We start from the raw sequence: 15,811 nt of genomic DNA on the forward strand, positions 1-15,811 counted from the left end.
TTACCCGCGAAGCGGTTTAATTGGCCGTCAGGGTCTTCACACCTTCAGCAGTACCCAGCAACAGCAGGTCCGCCGGCCGCGCCGCGAACAGGCCGTTGGTCACCACGCCAACAATGGCGTTGATCTGTGCTTCCAGCTCCACCGGGTTGGTGATCTGCAGGTTGTACACATCGAGGATCACGTTGCCGTTGTCGGTCACCACACCCTCGCGGTACACCGGGTCGCCGCCCAGCTTGACCAGTTGGCGGGCCACGTGGCTACGGGCCATCGGGATCACCTCGACCGGCAGTGGGAAGGCGCCCAGCACCGGCACCAGCTTGCTGGCATCGGCGATGCAGATGAAGGTCTTGGCTACTGCTGCAACGATCTTCTCACGGGTCAGGGCTGCGCCGCCGCCCTTGATCAGGTTCAGGTGCGCGTCGCTTTCATCGGCGCCGTCCACGTAGAACTCCAGCTCGCTGACGCTGTTCAGTTCGTACACCGCAATACCATGCCCCTTCAGGCGCTGGGCCGTGGCCTCGGAGCTGGCGACGGCACCGTCGAAGGCGGTCTTGTGCTGAGCCAGGGCATCGATGAAGAAGTTGGCGGTCGAACCGGTACCGACGCCGACGACGCTCTTTTCATCCAGCTTGGGCAGAATGAAGTCGACAGCGGCCTGGGCGACGGCCTGTTTGAGTTGATCCTGGGTCATGCGGGCTCCGGAAGGGGCAGGGCGGTTTCAAAGTTGCCTAGTATAACGGCTCGCACGGCTTTGCTGTGGTCGCCCGACGTAGCGCTGGGGTAGACTTCCAGCCCTTGTCCCGCGGCCCAGTGATGCTTTCCCGATGCTCGAACAGTACGTCAAGAAGATCCTCACCTCGCGCGTCTATGACGTTGCCGTCGAAACCCCGTTGCAGAGCGCCGGGCAACTGAGCAAGCGCCTGGGCAACCAGATTCTGCTCAAGCGCGAAGACCTGCAGCCGGTGTTCTCGTTCAAGATCCGCGGGGCGTACAACAAGCTGGCCCAGCTGACCCCGGAAGAACTGGCGCGCGGCGTGGTCACTGCCTCGGCCGGCAACCACGCCCAGGGCCTGGCCCTGGCCGCGCGCGAAATGGGCATCAAGGCCACCATCGTGATGCCCAAGACCACCCCGGAGATCAAGGTCGAAGGCGTGCGCTCGCGTGGCGGCAAGGTGGTGCTGCATGGCGACTCGTTCCCCGAGGCGCTGGCTTATTCGCTGAAGCTGGTCGATGAAAAGGGCCTGGTCTATGTCCACCCTTACGATGACCCGCACACCATCGCCGGGCAGGGCACCGTGGCCATGGAAATCCTGCGCCAGCACCCTGGCCAGCTGGACGCGATCTTCGTGCCGGTGGGCGGCGGTGGCCTGATCGCCGGTATTGCCGCCTACGTGAAGTACCTGCGTCCGGAAATCAAGGTAATTGGTGTAGAACCGGATGACTCCAACTGCCTGCAGGCGGCCATGGCCGCGGGTGAGCGCGTGGTGCTGCCGCAGGTCGGGCTGTTCGCCGACGGCGTGGCGGTGGCGCAGATCGGCCAGCACACCTTCGATATCTGCCGCCACCATGTGGATGAAGTGGTCACGGTCAGCACCGATGAAATCTGTGCCGCAATCAAGGATATCTACGACGATACCCGCTCGATCACCGAGCCTGCCGGCGCGTTGGGTGTGGCGGGCATCAAGCGTTACGTCGAACTGTACGGCGTGACTGGCCAGACCCTGGTGGCAATCGACTCCGGCGCCAATGTCAATTTCGACCGCTTGCGCCATGTGGCCGAGCGTGCCGAACTGGGTGAAAAGCGCGAGGCGATCATCGCCGTTACCATTCCTGAACGCCCGGGCAGCTTCAAGGCGTTCTGCCAGGCGATTGGCAAACGCCAGATCACTGAGTTCAACTACCGCAAGCACACCTCGGACGAGGCGCATATCTTCGTGGGCGTGCAGACCCACCCGGAAAACGACCCGCGCGCAGCCCTGGTGCAGCATTTGAGCGAGCAGGGTTTCCCGGTAACGGACCTGACCGACAACGAGCTGGCCAAGTTGCACATTCGTCATATGGTCGGCGGCCACTCGGCTGGCGCCAGCGATGAAATGGTGCTGCGCTTCGAGTTCCCGGAACGGCCGGGGGCGCTGTTCAATTTCCTCGACAAGCTGGGTGGGCGCTGGAATATCTCGATGTTCCACTACCGTAACCACGGCGCGGCAGACGGGCGTGTGGTGGCGGGCCTGCAGGTGCCGGAAGACGAGCGTCACCTGGTGCCAGCGGCACTGGCCAAGATTGGTTACCCCTACTGGGACGAAACCGAGAATCCGGCTTACAAGCTGTTCCTGGGCTGAGCAGCTAAGCTGGGCCTAAGGCCTGCTCAAGGACAACGCACACATGGAACATCTGACCACTCTGAAAACACTGCACATCATCGCCACCGCACTCCTGCTGCTGGGTGCCCTGGGCCTGGCGGTGTGGACCGTGCGCGCCCGCCGCCAGGGCGATGCGCAGGCCTATGCCAAGCTGCTGCGCCGGCCGCTGGTGTTCGTGTGGCTGGTAATGGTGCTGTGCCTGGTAAGCATGCCGTTCACCGGCTGGTGGCTGGTGCACCTGGTCGGTTGGCCGCTGGGGCAGACCTGGGTGCTGGCGTCCAGCGTCATCTATACGCTTGGTGCGTTTGCCGTGTGGTGGCTGCTGGTGCGGCTGAACCGGCTGCGCAAGGCCGAGCCGGTAGGGTTGCGCTTCACCTTGGCGCTGGCGGTGTTCAGTGGCGTCTGCCTGCTGTCCATTGCCGGGCTGATGGGCGCCAAGCCAGTCTGACTAAGCAGCGGCCAACGCTTGCCTGCATCACCTTGCCTTCACCGAACAAGGAGTTTTCACGCCGCGGCACATAAGCGTGGCGGGCGCGTTGCTGCGCTCGCAAGCTTTGTGGAACAATGCGGTGACATGCGTTTGCGAGGTTGCTGCCGTGATCGACCCGGATGGTTTTCGCCCCAATGTCGGGATCATTCTCACGAATGATGCCGGGCAGGTGCTATGGGCTCGACGGATCAACCAGGATGCCTGGCAATTTCCCCAGGGTGGTATCAACCCTGACGAAACGCCGGAAGATGCCCTGTACCGCGAGCTGAACGAAGAAGTTGGCCTTGAACGCGATGATGTGGAAATTCTTGCCTGCACCCGTGGCTGGTTGCGTTATCGTTTACCGCAGCGCCTGGTGCGGACCCACAGCCAGCCGCTGTGCATCGGCCAGAAGCAGAAGTGGTTCCTGCTGCGCCTGGTCAGCAACGAACAACGGGTAAGAATGGACCTCACCGGCAAGCCGGAGTTCGACGGCTGGCGTTGGGTGAGCTATTGGTACCCGCTGGGCCAGGTTGTGACATTCAAGCGCGAGGTATACCGGCGCGCCCTGAAAGAGCTAGCACCGCGTCTTCTGACGCGCGACTGACGACGGAGTTCGACCCCGAGCCATGCTCAATACGCTGCGCAAGATCGTCCAGGAAGTAAACTCCGCCAAAGATCTCAAGTCGGCGTTGGGGATCATTGTCTTGCGCGTCAAGGAGGCCATGGGCAGCCAGGTCTGCTCGGTGTACCTGCTTGACCCGGAAACCAATCGCTTCGTGCTGATGGCCACCGAAGGCCTGAACAAACGCTCCATCGGCAAGGTCAGCATGGCGCCCAACGAAGGCCTGGTCGGCCTGGTCGGTACCCGCGAAGAGCCGCTGAACCTGGAAAACGCCGCCGACCACCCGCGTTACCGCTACTTTGCCGAAACTGGCGAAGAGCGATTCGCCTCGTTCCTGGGTGCACCGATCATTCACCACCGCCGCGTGGTCGGGGTGCTGGTCATCCAGCAGAAGGAGCGCCGCCAGTTCGACGAGGGCGAAGAAGCGTTCCTGGTCACCATGAGCGCCCAGCTTGCCGGGGTTATCGCCCACGCCGAGGCCACCGGCTCGATCCGTGGCCTGGGCCGGCAGGGCAAGGGCATCCAGGAAGCGCGTTTCGTTGGCGTGCCTGGCTCGCCAGGCGCTGCCGTAGGGCGTGCCGTGGTCATGTTGCCGCCTGCCGACCTCGAAGTGGTGCCCGACAAGGCCGTCGATGACATCGACGCCGAGCTCAAGCTGTTCGAAAACGCCCTTGAAGGCGTGCGCGAAGACATGCGCAAGCTGTCGGCCAAACTGGCGACGCAACTGCGCCCGGAAGAGCGCGCCCTGTTCGATGTGTACCTGATGATGCTCGAAGACGCAGCGCTGGGCGGCGAGGTGACCGCGGTCATCAAGACCGGCCAGTGGGCCCAGGGCGCCCTGCGCCAGGTGGTCGGCGAGCACGTCAACCGTTTCGAGCTGATGGACGACGACTACCTGCGCGAGCGTGCCTCCGACGTGAAGGACCTGGGCCGGCGTTTGCTGGCCTACCTGCAAGAGGCCCGCTCGCAGTCGCTGGTCTACGCCGACAACACCATCCTGGTCAGTGAAGAGCTGACCCCGGCAATGCTCGGCGAAGTGCCGGAAGGCAAGCTGGTCGGCCTGGTGTCGGTACTGGGGTCGGGCAACTCCCACGTTGCCATTCTGGCCCGTGCCATGGGTATCCCCACGGTGATGGGCCTGGTCGACCTGCCTTACTCCAAGGTCGACGGCATCGAGCTGATCGTCGACGGTTACAAGGGCGAGGTGTTCACCAACCCGAGCGAAGTGCTGCGCAAGCAGTACAGCGACGTGGTCGAGGAAGAGCGCCAGTTGGCCCAGGGCCTGGATGCCCTGCGCGAGCTGCCCTGCATCACCCCTGACGGCCACCGCATGCCGTTGTGGGTCAATACCGGCCTGCTGGCCGATGTGGCTCGGGCCCAGCAACGCGGTGCCGAAGGGGTGGGCCTGTACCGCACCGAAGTGCCGTTCATGATCAACCAGCGCTTCCCCAGCGAAAAAGAGCAGCTGGCCATCTACCGTGAGCAATTGGCGGCCTTCCACCCACTGCCGGTGACCATGCGCACCCTCGACATTGGTGGCGACAAGGCGCTGTCGTATTTCCCGATCAAAGAAGACAACCCGTTCCTCGGCTGGCGCGGCATCCGTGTGACCCTCGACCACCCGGAAATCTTCCTGGTGCAGACCCGCGCCATGCTCAAAGCCAGCGAGGGCCTGAACAACCTGCGCATCCTGCTGCCGATGATTTCCGGTATTCACGAGCTGGAAGAGGCGCTGCACCTGATTCACCGGGCCTGGGGCGAGGTGCGCGACGAAGGCACCGACGTGCCGATGCCGCCGGTTGGCGTCATGGTGGAGATCCCTGCGGCGGTGTACCAGACCAAGGAGCTGGCGCGGCAGGTGGATTTCCTGTCGGTCGGTTCCAACGACCTCACCCAGTACCTGCTGGCCGTGGACCGCAACAACCCACGGGTCGCCGACCTGTACGACTACTTGCACCCGGCGGTGCTGCAGGCGCTGAATACCGTGGTGCGTGATGCCCATGGCGAGGGCAAACCGGTCAGCATCTGCGGCGAGATGGCGGGTGACCCCGCGGCAGCGATCCTGTTGATGGCGATGGGCTTCGACAGCCTGTCGATGAACGCCACCAACCTGCCCAAGGTGAAGTGGATGCTGCGCCAGGTGAACATGGGCAAGGCCAAGGAGCTGCTGGTCGAAGCCTTGAGCCACGACAACCCGCAAGTTATCCACAGCTCGTTGCAGCTGGCGCTGAAAAACCTGGGGCTGGCGCGGATGATCGGGCCTGGGGCCAATAAAACCCTGTAAGGGGGGGGTTGCCTGTTCGGGCCTCTTCGCGGGCACGCCCGCTCCCACGAAAGGCGCTGTTCAGACCGACAGCTCAACCTCCCCCAAGTGCCCACCAAACGGCCCGAAACTGCGCTCGATCAGGCGCCTTCTGCCCTGATCATCCACAATCAGCACAGTACTCGCGCGTGTCCCATAACTCTGGCTGGCAATAAACACACTCGACAGCAGCTTCTCGGTCGCCATGCCCACGCCGGTGTCCGGTAGCTCCCCGTCAGCTGCAGGCTCGCCATCGGCCAGCAGCGCCAGCAACTGTGGTGGCTCCGGCGTTTCCAGCAACCTCTGCAGCCCGCTTCGCGCCTTCACCAGCTTTGGCCATGGGGTATCCAGCCCGGCATTGGACAGCCCGTACACCCCGGCTTCCAGCAGGCGCGGCGCCACGTCTGGGCCATGCAGGTAACCCAGCTGGCGCCCATCACCCACCAGCAGGTTGAACCCCGAATACTGCCCGCTACGGCTGGCCACCTCGTCCAGGTAAGCCTCAACCCCCAGCTCACCCCGTAGATACCCCGCCACCAGCTCGCCGCGCGAGCGGGGCCCCTGCGCCTGCCGCGGGTCACGGATATTGGTCAGCGCCGCAAAGCGCCCCTGTGGGCCCACGCCCAGCCAGGTGCCACCGGCCTCCAGGTCCCGCCCGGCATGCACCCCGGGCGCATCCTCCCAGGCCGCCAGGGCCTGGACAGGGCGGGCGTAGAATTCGTCGCGGTTGGCCGCGACGATCAGCGGCAGGGCGTGCCCCGGCCGCCAGGCGAATACGATCAGGCACATCGGTCAGGCCTCTGTGTTTTCTGCCACTGTACCCACAGCTGCGGGCAGGATCCATCCTGACACAGACTTCACTAGAGCCTCGAACCCGGCTTCCGTTACCATGCCTGATTGATTTCTCGGGGATGCCGAATGGAATTCGTGCTCTATCTGCTATTGGGCGCCTGTGCCGGCGTGCTGGCGGGGCTGTTCGGCGTGGGCGGCGGCATCATCATCGTGCCGGTGCTGGTGTTCAGCTTCACCCTGCAGGGTTTTGACGCCTCGGTACTGACCCACCTGGCGGTGGGTACGTCGTTGGCGACCATCGTGTTCACCTCGATCAATGCCGTGCTCGAACACCACCGCAAGGGTGCGGTGCAATGGCCGATATTCGCCTGGATGACCCTGGGCATCCTCCTGGGGGCCGGGGTCGGCGCCAAGACCGCCTCGCTGATCCAGGGCCCGCTCCTGCAGAAGATCATTGGTGTCTTCGCACTGGTCATCGCCGCGCAAATGGCCCTGGACCTCAAGCCCAAGGCCAGCCATGGTGTGCCTGGCAAGCCTGTGCTGGTTGGCGCGGGTGGCGTGATCGGTTGGGCCTCGGCCATTTTCGGCATTGGGGGTGGCTCGCTGACCGTCCCTTTCCTGACCTCGCGCAGCCTGCCCATGCAACAGGCAGTGGCCACATCTTCTGCCTGCGGCCTGCCGATCGCCATGGCCAGTGCCTTGAGCTTCATGCTGCTAGGTTGGCATGAGCAGCACTTGCCGCCCCACAGCCTGGGTTACGTGTACCTGCCGGCGCTGGTCGGCATTGCCGTGACCAGCATGTTTTTCGCCCGCTTTGGCGCGCGCCTGGCGCACAAGCTGTCGCCGCGCCTGTTGAAACGCCTGTTCGCAGCCGTGCTGTTCTGTGTTGGCCTCAGCTTTTTGATTTGAATCGAGAGGAAGTTCCATGCTGCCTTACCCGCAGATAGACCCCGTGGCCGTGGCCATTGGCCCGCTGAAAATTCACTGGTACGGCCTGATGTACCTGATCGGCATCGGTGGCGCCTGGTTGCTGGCCTCGCGTCGGCTGAACCGTTTCGACCCGACCTGGACCCGTGAAAAGCTCTCCGACCTGGTGTTCTGGCTGTCGATGGGGGTAATCGTCGGTGGCCGCCTGGGCTACGTGCTGTTCTACGACCTGCACGCCTACCTGGCCAACCCGACCTTGATCTTCGAGGTGTGGAAGGGTGGCATGTCGTTCCACGGCGGCTTCATTGGGGTGATGCTGGCAGCCCTGTGGTTCGGCAAGCGCAACAACAAGTCGTTCTTCGAGCTGATGGACTTCGTCGCGCCGCTGGTGCCGATCGGCCTGGGCGCCGGGCGTATCGGCAACTTCATCAACGCCGAATTGTGGGGCAAGCCGACCGACGTGCCGTGGGCGATGATCTTCCCGCCCTTCAGCGACCCCGCGCAACTGCCGCGCCACCCGTCGCAGCTCTATCAATTTGCGCTGGAAGGCGTGGCTCTGTTCGTGATCCTCTGGCTGTTCTCGCGCAAGCCGCGGCCGACCATGGCCGTGTCCGGCATGTTCGCGCTGTTCTACGGCATTTTCCGTTTCATCGTCGAGTTCGTTCGCGTACCGGACGCCCAGCTGGGCTATCTGGCGTGGGGCTGGCTGACCATGGGTCAGATTCTCTGCGTGCCGATGATCCTCGCTGGCCTCGGCCTGATCTGGTGGGCTTATAATCGCAAGCCCACGGCGAATCCCGCCTGATTAATCCCACGGCAGGGGCGATCCCCCTGCCGTATCTGCTACAGGTAAGCCATGAAACAGTATCTGGACCTGGTCCGCGACGTTATCGAAAACGGCACGCTGCAGGGCAACCGCACCGGCATCCGCACCATCAGCCTGCCGGGTGCAATGCTGCGTTTCGACCTGCAGAAGGGCTTCCCGGCCATTACCACGCGCAAGCTGGCGTTCAAGTCGGCGATCGGCGAGATGGTCGGCTTTCTGCGTGGCGTGAAGAACGCCGGTGAGTTCCGCGAGCTGGGCTGCAAGGTGTGGGACCAGAATGCCAACGAAAACGCCCAGTGGTTGGCCAACCCGTTCCGCCAGGGCCATGATGACCTGGGTGAAATCTATGGCGTGCAGTGGCGCCAGTGGCCTGGCTACAAGCGCATCCCGCTGGGCAACCCTGCCGCTATCGCCATGGCCGAGCAGGCGGGCTTCCGCCGTATCGCCCAGGACGAGGAAGACGGTGTCGCCTTCGTCATCCTGTACAAGGCTATCGATCAGGTGCGCCAGTGCCTGGACACCATCGCCAACGACCCGGGCAGCCGGCGCATCCTGTTCCACGGCTGGAACTGCGCGCAGCTCGACGAGATGGCGCTGCCGCCGTGCCACCTGCTGTACCAGTTCCATCCGAATGTCGAGACCAGGGAAATTTCCCTGACGCTCTACATCCGTTCCAACGACCTGGGCCTGGGGACACCGTTCAACCTTACCGAAGGTGCGGCGCTGCTGGCCCTGTTCGGCCGCCTGACCGGGTACACCCCGCGCTGGTTCACCTACTTTATCGGCGATGCCCACGTGTATGAAAACCACCTGGACATGCTCAACGAGCAGCTCAAGCGCGAGCCGCTGGAAGCGCCGAAGCTGGTGATCAGTGACCGGGTGCCGGCGTTTGCCGAAACGGGCAAGTACGAGCCCGAGTGGCTGGAGAAGATCGAGCCGAGTGATTTCTGGCTGGAAGGCTATGAGCATCATGCGCCGATGACAGCGCCGATGGCGGTGTAGGTCCTGGGATGGCCGGGGGCGCTTTGCGCCCCTTTCGCGACACAAGGCCGCTCCTACATCTGCAGCGTGAGCTTGAAGCCAGCACCCTAACCTGTGGGAGCGGGCGTGCCCGCGAAGCAGGCGACGCGGTGGCTGGCACCGGCTTTGCCGGTGTTCGCGGCTGAAGCCGCTCCTACGGGAGATCGTGTTCCTCAATGCCCGTGGCTGCGGCCCACGTGCGAGTGCTCGGTTTCCGGCACCGTTACCGCACCATTCGTCTCCAGTTGCTGCAAGATCGCGCATTCTGCCCCCTGTGCGCTGCAGCGCCGGCGCAGTTCTACCAACTGCGCCTGCAACGCTACCAGCCCGTCGATACGCGCCTGCACATGCTCGATATGCTCGTCGATCAGCGCGTTGACGCTGCCGCACGCGTCAGCCGGGCTGTCGCGCAGGCTTAGCAGGCTGCGGATTTCATCGAGGGTCATGTCCAGCGTGCGGCAATTGCGGATGAACGTCAGCCGCTCGACATGCGCCTGGGTGTAGAGGCGGTAGTTGCCGTCGCTGCGCGCAGGTGCGGGCAGCAGGTTTTCCCGCTCGTAATAGCGGATGGTTTCCACTGCACAGTCAGTGGCTTTGGCCAGTTCACCGATCTTCATTACCAAATTCCCCGCTAATGGCTTGACCCTATAGTGGCTACAGGGTGTTCACTTGGCAACAGGCTCACTTTAAGGACCCCCCATGAACCAGCCTGTCAGCCACGAACACAAGCACGGTCACCACCACGATCATGCCCATGGCGAAGACGACCATGGTCATGCTGCCCATGGGCACAGCTGCTGCAGTGCCGAAGCTGCGCCGGCGCTGGTGCAGTTGAGCGAGCAGGCCAGTGGCCACGCGCACCTCAGCCGCTTCCGCATCGATGCCATGGACTGCCCCACCGAGCAGACCTTGATCCAGGACAAGCTCGGCAAGCTGGCTGGCGTCGAGCAATTGGAATTCAACCTGATCAACCGCGTGCTTGGCGTGCGCCACACCCTGGGTGGTACCGCCGAAATCGAGCGGGCTATCGACAGCTTGGGCATGAAAGCCGAGCCGCTGGGCGCCGAAGACGACGGCAGCGCCAGCGCATCGGCACCGGCGAAAACCCGTTGGTGGCCGCTGGCGTTGGCGGGTACTGCGGCAATCGCCGCGGAAATCGTGCACTTTTCTGCGCTTGCGCCGGAGTGGGTGGTGGCCGCGCTGGCACTCGCAGCCATACTCGGCTGCGGTCTGGGCACCTATAAAAAGGGCTGGATCGCCCTGAAAAACCGCAACCTCAACATCAACGCCCTGATGAGCATCGCCGTCACGGGTGCGGTATTGATCGGGCAGTGGCCGGAGGCAGCCATGGTGATGGTGCTGTTCACCATCGCCGAGCTGATCGAAGCCCGCTCGCTGGACCGTGCGCGCAATGCCATCAGCGGCCTGATGCAACTGACGCCGGACATGGCGACGGTGCAGCAAGCCGATGGCCAGTGGCGTGAGGTGCCAGTGCGTGAGGTAGCCATCGGTGCACAGGTGCGGGTGCGCCCTGGCGAGCGCATTGGCCTGGACGGTGAAGTGACCAGTGGGCAATCCAGCGTCGATCAGGCGCCGATCACCGGCGAAAGCCTGCCCGTGGAGAAGGCGGTCGGCGACAAGTTGTTTGCCGGCACCATCAACCAGGCAGGGGCGCTGGAGTTTCGCGTGACCGCTGCTGCCGGGCAGTCGACCCTGGCCCGGATCATCAAGGCTGTGGAGCAGGCGCAAGGGGCACGGGCGCCGACCCAGCGCTTCGTCGACCGCTTCTCGCGCATCTACACGCCGGTGGTGTTCGCCATCGCCTTGGCCGTGGCGGTGGTGCCGCCGCTGTTCATGGCCGGTGCCTGGTTCGACTGGGTGTACCGCGCCTTGGTGCTGCTGGTGGTGGCGTGCCCGTGCGCCCTGGTGATCTCCACCCCGGTGACCATCGTCAGCGGCCTGGCCGCCGCTGCGCGCAAGGGTATTCTGGTCAAAGGGGGCATCTACCTGGAAGGCGGCCGCCACCTGGACTTCCTGGCCCTGGACAAGACCGGCACCATCACCCATGGCAAACCCGCCCAGACCGACGCCGAGGTGCTGGCGCCGCTGTTCGAAGGCCGCGCCCAGGCCTTGGCCGCCAGCCTGGGCGAGCGTTCGGACCACCCGGTGTCGCGAGCCATCGCCCAGTTCGGCAGGCAACAAGGCCTGGCCTTGAGCGAGGTCGACGACTTTGCCGCCCTGGCCGGGCGGGGCGTGCGTGGCACCATCGACGGCCAGGTCTACCACTTGGGCAATCACCGCCTGGTCGAGGAACTGGGGCTGTGTTCGCCCGAGTTGGAGGCCCGCCTGGATGGGCTGGAGCGCCAGGGCAAGACCGTGGTCCTGCTACTCGACCGCAGCGGCCCGCTGGCGCTGTTTGCAGTGGCCGACACGGTCAAGGAAAGCAGCCGTCAGGCGATTGCCGAACTGCATGAGCTGGGCATCAAGACGGTGATGCTGACCGGTGACAACCCGCACACCGCCCAGGCCATTGCCGCCGTAGTAGGCATCGACCGCGCCGAGGGCAACCTGCTGCCGGCCGACAAACTGCAAAGCATTGAAGCCTTGTACGCCCAGGGCCACCGGGTGGGTATGGTCGGTGACGGCATCAACGATGCGCCGGCACTGGCCCGTGCCGAGATCGGTTTCGCCATGGCCGCGGCCGGCACCGATACCGCCATCGAAACCGCCGATGTGGCGCTGATGGACGATGACTTGCGGAAAATCCCGGCCTTCGTTCGGTTGTCGCGGCAAAGCGGGGCGATCCTGCTGCAGAACATCGTTCTGGCGCTGGGCATCAAGGCCATATTCCTGGCGATCACCTTTGCCGGCATGGCCACCCTGTGGATGGCGGTATTTGCCGACATGGGCGTGAGCCTTCTGGTGGTGTTCAACGGTTTGCGCCTGCTGCGCAAATAAAGGCCTGCCTGGTGCGTATGGGGCGGTTCAGGCTCGCCGCCCGTTCAAAACTGAGACACCAGCGCCTCCAGCTGTTCCTGGCGCTCGGCCTGGTTCAGCTTCGCCCCCGGGTTCAGGGTGGACCACTGTGGATGCGCCCGCGCCCTGACCAGTGCCTCTGGCAGCTTGCCCTCACGCCAGGCCTTTTCATCCAGCTCACCCAGCCTGATGCTGTCCTGCGCTGCATGCCCGCGGCTGTCCAGGGCCACCATCAACTGCTGCTGACGCAAGGCCAGCAAGCGCAACACCGTATCGTCCACGGTCAACTCGCGCTTGCCCTTGAGTTTGCCCAGCAAGCGCGCGCCATAGTTGCGCGCCGTCTGCAACGCACCGCCGGCCAGCGCCCCGGCCAGGGCCGCTGCCCCCAGGGTAAGCCCGCCAACCAGCAAGTCGACCCCGGCACCTGCCGCTGCGCCGGCGGCTACGCCGCTGCCCAGGCGTACGCCCAGCAGCTTCAAGGTTTCGGGGTTGAACAGGTCATCGCCCCAGCGCCCATCCAGCAGCGGCAGGTCGCTGGCGTGGGCATCGTCGCGGCGGAAGGCATACAGCTTGAGCAGGGCTTCGACACACCGTTGCTCACGCTGACGAATATCCTGGCGCAGCGCTTCGATGGCCCGGGCTTCGGCCGCCGGTTCGGCATCGACGCTGCGCCGGCAGGCAGCGCAGTCCAGCAGCAGTTCGGCAATCAGGCGCTTGCCGCTGTGCTGGCGGGCCAGGCGTTGGGCCTGCTGGTCGTCGATCAGCCGTTGCAAGGCCGGGCGGGCGCTTTCCAGCAGCAGGGCCAGGCTTTCGTACAGGCGGCGTTCGCCGTCCTCGGGTGGGGCTACGCTGTCGAACCGTACCAACGCGTGAAGGCCAAGCCGGGCAAGGGCTTCGCGCCATTGCGCCTCGCGGTGCTGGTGGCTGGCGACAAAGTTGAGCACCGGCAACAGTGGCTTGCCGCAACTGGCCAGCACCTCCAGTTCGTCGCGGTACTTGGCCAGCACTGGCTCGCGGGCATCGATCACATACAAGCCGGCGTCGCTGGCCAGCAACTGGCGCAGCACCTTGGCCTCCTGCTCGAAACGCTGGCGCGCTTCGCTGCCTTGCAGGAACCGCTCGAGGCGGGCAGGGCCGTCCAGGCGCTCGCCCGGGCGCTCCAGCCGCTCCAGGTAGTCGAGCAAGGCGATGGCGTCCTCCAACCCTGGCGTGTCGTAAAGCTCCAGTAACGGTTCGCCGTCCACCGACAGCCGCGCGCCTTCGACATGGCGAGTGGTGCTGGGGCGGTGGGACACCTCGCCGAAGCCCACGTCGCGGGTCAGGGTGCGCAGCAGGGAGGTCTTGCCAACGTTGGTGTGGCCGACCACGGCCAATTTCAGCGGCTCAGTCATGGCCATGCTCCAGCCAGGTCAGCGGTGAGGTGTCGGCATAGGGCAGGCCCAGCCGCTCGAGGGCTTCATGCCAGTCGCCCAGGCGCCGAGCGTCCAGCGCCTGGCCGGGTGCTGCCTGCAGCAGCCAGACCCTTGTGGCACCAGCATTGCGCGCCAGGTCGGCGAGCAGCGCCAGGCTGCCGCGGTCGGGCGAGCGGCGCGGGTCACAGGCGATGGCCAGGCGTGCCGGCGGAAAGCGGCTGAGTTGCTCGAGCAGGCGGTTGCGCGACTCGCGGCTGTCGAGCACGCCGGCATCGGTCACGCTTGGGGGCAGGCGGGGTGGCCAGGGCTGCTGGTCGTCCAGTTCCAGGCCCACCAGCAGGGCGCCGCTGCTGGCGCTTTGCAACTGCTCGGCGGCGAACCCTGGCAACGCCTCGGGGGCCGCGTCCTGCACGCCGATGCGCTCGCTGCGCGGCATCAGCGCTTCGCGCAGTTGGGCGTAACCCGGCAGGCTCAGGTCCAGGGTCAGGCGCTGGCGGCCCTGGCGCCAGCGCCACAGGCACAACCCGGCCAGCAGAGCGCGGGGCAACAGGCCATATACCAGCACCACGCCGAGCAGCCAGCTGGCCCAGGCCTGGCGCGCCACGTCGAGGGCCGGCTGGCTGTCGCCACTTGCGCGGATCATGGCCTCGTCGGGCACGGCAAAGCCCAGCAGCGAAGGCAGCGCGCCCAGCGCCTGGGTGAGTTGGATGAACGGGTCGGCGGCGAGCAGGGTGGTTTCCCACACGAAGCCATAGCGACGGGTGGCCAGTAGAGCCAGCAGCATGCCCAGCGCGCAGAGCATCGCCAGCAGCCACAGGCTGTGTACCAGCAGGCCTAGCAGCCAGCGGTTGAGGCGCTGGCGCTGCAGCAGTACCAGCAGTGCCGGGCCCAGGTGCGCGGCCTTGGCATCGCGGGCGAAGCGCTCACTCAGCCATAGCCACAAACGGCCCAACCCCGCACCGTGTTCGCCACTGAGGGCAAAACCAATGGCCCAGCCCAGCAGCGTCAGCAGGTTCAGCCCCAGCAGGCTGCCCAACGCCCAGAAGACGTTGACCGGGCGCTGGCCGTCGCCAAGCGCCGCCAGGGCCAGGCCGGCGCCGCTGAGCACGGCTAGCAGCAGCAGGGCCAGCACCGCCAGGCGTGCGCCCTGTTTCCAGTGGCGCAGGGCCGTGGCCATGCCGTCGCGTTCGGCCAGGAACAGCGCCCGGCTTTCGATGCGCGCCGCCAAGTCGCCGCCGCGCTGGCGCGCATGACGGTTGGCGGCCTGGTCTTCCAGCAGGCCGGCGTGTTCTTCGCGCAGGCGGACCGCTTCGGTCAGCCAGCGTTTGTCCAGTGGAGTCGGTGCGGTCACAAGGTCTTCCATTGCACAGGTCAGGGCAGAAGCATAACCCACACGCCCGGTGCTATCCTCGCTGGCATGAATACATCACTCCCCCTCAGCCTGATCGCGGCTCACGCCGAGAACCGTGTGATCGGCATCGACAACTCCATGCCCTGGCATCTGCCGGGGGACTTCAAGTACTTCAAGGCCACCACCCTGGGCAAGCCGATCATCATGGGGCGCAAGACCTGGGACTCACTGGGCCGGCCGCTGCCCGGGCGGTTGAATATCGTGGTCAGCCGGCAGCCTGGGCTGCAGCTGCAGGGCGCCGAAGTCTTCGGCTCGCTGGAGCAGGCGCTGGTGCGGGCCGAACAGTGGGCGCGCGAAAAAGGCGTCGATGAGCTGATGCTGATTGGCGGGGCGCAGCTCTATGGGCAGGCGCTGGAGAAAGGGCTGGTCAGCCGGATGTACCTGACGCGGGTGGAATTCGCGCCGGAAGGGGATGCCTGGTTTCCCGAGTTCGACCAGGGGCAGTGGAAGCTGGTGTCGAGCGAGGCACAGGGTGAAGAAGGCAAGCCTGGGTATCACTTCGAGGTTTGGGACAGGGTTTGAGATTTCTGGGGGCCGCTTGGCGGCCCATCGCGGGCAAGCCAGCTCCCACAGGGATTGCATCAGGGCTGACAGGTGGTCGCCACAAGATATGCAGTGCCTGTGAGATCGAGCGCCGCCCGCGCGGCGCATCGCGAGCTGCGCTCGCTCCTACGTTTGTTTCGGGCCAGTA

Annotated in this window: 14 protein-coding genes; 9 read left to right on the forward strand and 5 right to left on the reverse strand. The window is 65.1% G+C overall.

The window, feature by feature from the left end; genetic code table 11:
* Positions 1-16 precede the first annotated feature (16 nt).
* Positions 17-691 carry a ribose-5-phosphate isomerase RpiA gene (gene rpiA, locus G1E_RS26305; RefSeq protein WP_047150262.1) on the reverse strand — a complete coding sequence of 225 codons (675 nt, stop codon included), beginning with the start codon at positions 689-691 and terminating at the stop codon, positions 17-19.
* A 133-nt stretch (positions 692-824) separates the two neighbouring features.
* Here rpiA and ilvA point away from each other — a divergent pair, with 133 nt between their 5' ends.
* The 4 genes from ilvA (at position 825) to ptsP (ending at position 5,738) form a co-directional block, all read left to right on the forward strand.
* A complete protein-coding gene (gene ilvA / locus G1E_RS26310) occupies positions 825-2,339 on the forward strand; it encodes a threonine ammonia-lyase, biosynthetic (protein WP_009685079.1) in 1,515 nt (504 codons plus the stop codon).
* A gap of 43 nt (positions 2,340-2,382) precedes the next feature.
* Positions 2,383-2,808 (forward strand): DUF2269 domain-containing protein, encoded by a 426-nt coding sequence (locus G1E_RS26315; protein ID WP_009685080.1) that lies wholly within the window; start codon positions 2,383-2,385, stop codon positions 2,806-2,808.
* A gap of 148 nt (positions 2,809-2,956) precedes the next feature.
* Positions 2,957-3,436, forward strand: a complete 480-nt coding sequence (locus tag G1E_RS26320) for an RNA pyrophosphohydrolase (RefSeq protein WP_003249017.1) — start codon at positions 2,957-2,959, stop codon at positions 3,434-3,436.
* A gap of 22 nt (positions 3,437-3,458) precedes the next feature.
* The gene (gene ptsP, locus G1E_RS26325) at positions 3,459-5,738 is read left to right on the forward strand and encodes a phosphoenolpyruvate--protein phosphotransferase (protein WP_009685081.1); all 2,280 of its coding nucleotides are present in this window, start codon (positions 3,459-3,461) and stop codon (positions 5,736-5,738) included.
* 60 nt (positions 5,739-5,798) lie between these two features.
* Here the strand turns inward: ptsP and G1E_RS26330 are convergent, their stop codons facing one another.
* On the reverse strand, positions 5,799-6,545 hold the full coding sequence (locus tag G1E_RS26330; protein WP_009685082.1) for an NRDE family protein: 747 nt from the start codon (positions 6,543-6,545) through the stop codon (positions 5,799-5,801).
* A 129-nt stretch (positions 6,546-6,674) separates the two neighbouring features.
* On the opposite strand from G1E_RS26330, the gene G1E_RS26335 reads away from it, so the two are divergent.
* The 3 genes from G1E_RS26335 to G1E_RS26345 are packed head-to-tail and all read left to right on the forward strand — an operon-like array spanning position 6,675 to position 9,303.
* Entirely contained in the window at positions 6,675-7,457 is a 783-nt protein-coding gene (locus G1E_RS26335; RefSeq protein WP_009685083.1) for a sulfite exporter TauE/SafE family protein, read from the forward strand.
* 16 nt (positions 7,458-7,473) lie between these two features.
* Positions 7,474-8,280, forward strand: a complete 807-nt coding sequence (gene lgt / locus G1E_RS26340; RefSeq protein WP_009685084.1) for a prolipoprotein diacylglyceryl transferase — start codon at positions 7,474-7,476, stop codon at positions 8,278-8,280.
* 51 nt (positions 8,281-8,331) lie between these two features.
* Entirely contained in the window at positions 8,332-9,303 is a 972-nt protein-coding gene (locus G1E_RS26345; RefSeq protein WP_029887260.1) for a thymidylate synthase, read from the forward strand.
* A 191-nt stretch (positions 9,304-9,494) separates the two neighbouring features.
* Here the strand turns inward: G1E_RS26345 and cadR are convergent, their stop codons facing one another.
* On the reverse strand, positions 9,495-9,938 hold the full coding sequence (cadR, locus tag G1E_RS26350) for a cadmium resistance transcriptional regulator CadR (protein WP_009685086.1): 444 nt from the start codon (positions 9,936-9,938) through the stop codon (positions 9,495-9,497).
* 82 nt (positions 9,939-10,020) lie between these two features.
* On the opposite strand from cadR, the gene G1E_RS26355 reads away from it, so the two are divergent.
* A complete protein-coding gene (locus G1E_RS26355; RefSeq protein WP_047150263.1) occupies positions 10,021-12,279 on the forward strand; it encodes a heavy metal translocating P-type ATPase in 2,259 nt (752 codons plus the stop codon).
* A gap of 44 nt (positions 12,280-12,323) precedes the next feature.
* Here the strand turns inward: G1E_RS26355 and G1E_RS26360 are convergent, their stop codons facing one another.
* A complete protein-coding gene (locus G1E_RS26360) occupies positions 12,324-13,688 on the reverse strand; it encodes a GTPase/DUF3482 domain-containing protein (RefSeq protein WP_029887257.1) in 1,365 nt (454 codons plus the stop codon).
* Positions 13,681-15,072 (reverse strand): DUF2868 domain-containing protein, encoded by a 1,392-nt coding sequence (locus G1E_RS26365; protein ID WP_009685090.1) that lies wholly within the window; start codon positions 15,070-15,072, stop codon positions 13,681-13,683. The genes G1E_RS26360 and G1E_RS26365 overlap by 8 nt, the downstream gene beginning before the upstream one ends.
* A gap of 54 nt (positions 15,073-15,126) precedes the next feature.
* Between G1E_RS26365 and G1E_RS26370 the strand changes: the two genes are divergently transcribed.
* Positions 15,127-15,642, forward strand: coding sequence for a dihydrofolate reductase (locus tag G1E_RS26370; protein WP_009685091.1), 516 nt, complete (start codon positions 15,127-15,129; stop codon positions 15,640-15,642).
* Positions 15,643-15,811: the final 169 nt, after the last annotated feature.

The organism is Pseudomonas sp. TJI-51 (assembly GCF_000190455.2).
In the GTDB taxonomy this organism is placed as follows: Bacteria; Pseudomonadota; Gammaproteobacteria; order Pseudomonadales; family Pseudomonadaceae; genus Aquipseudomonas; species Aquipseudomonas juntendi.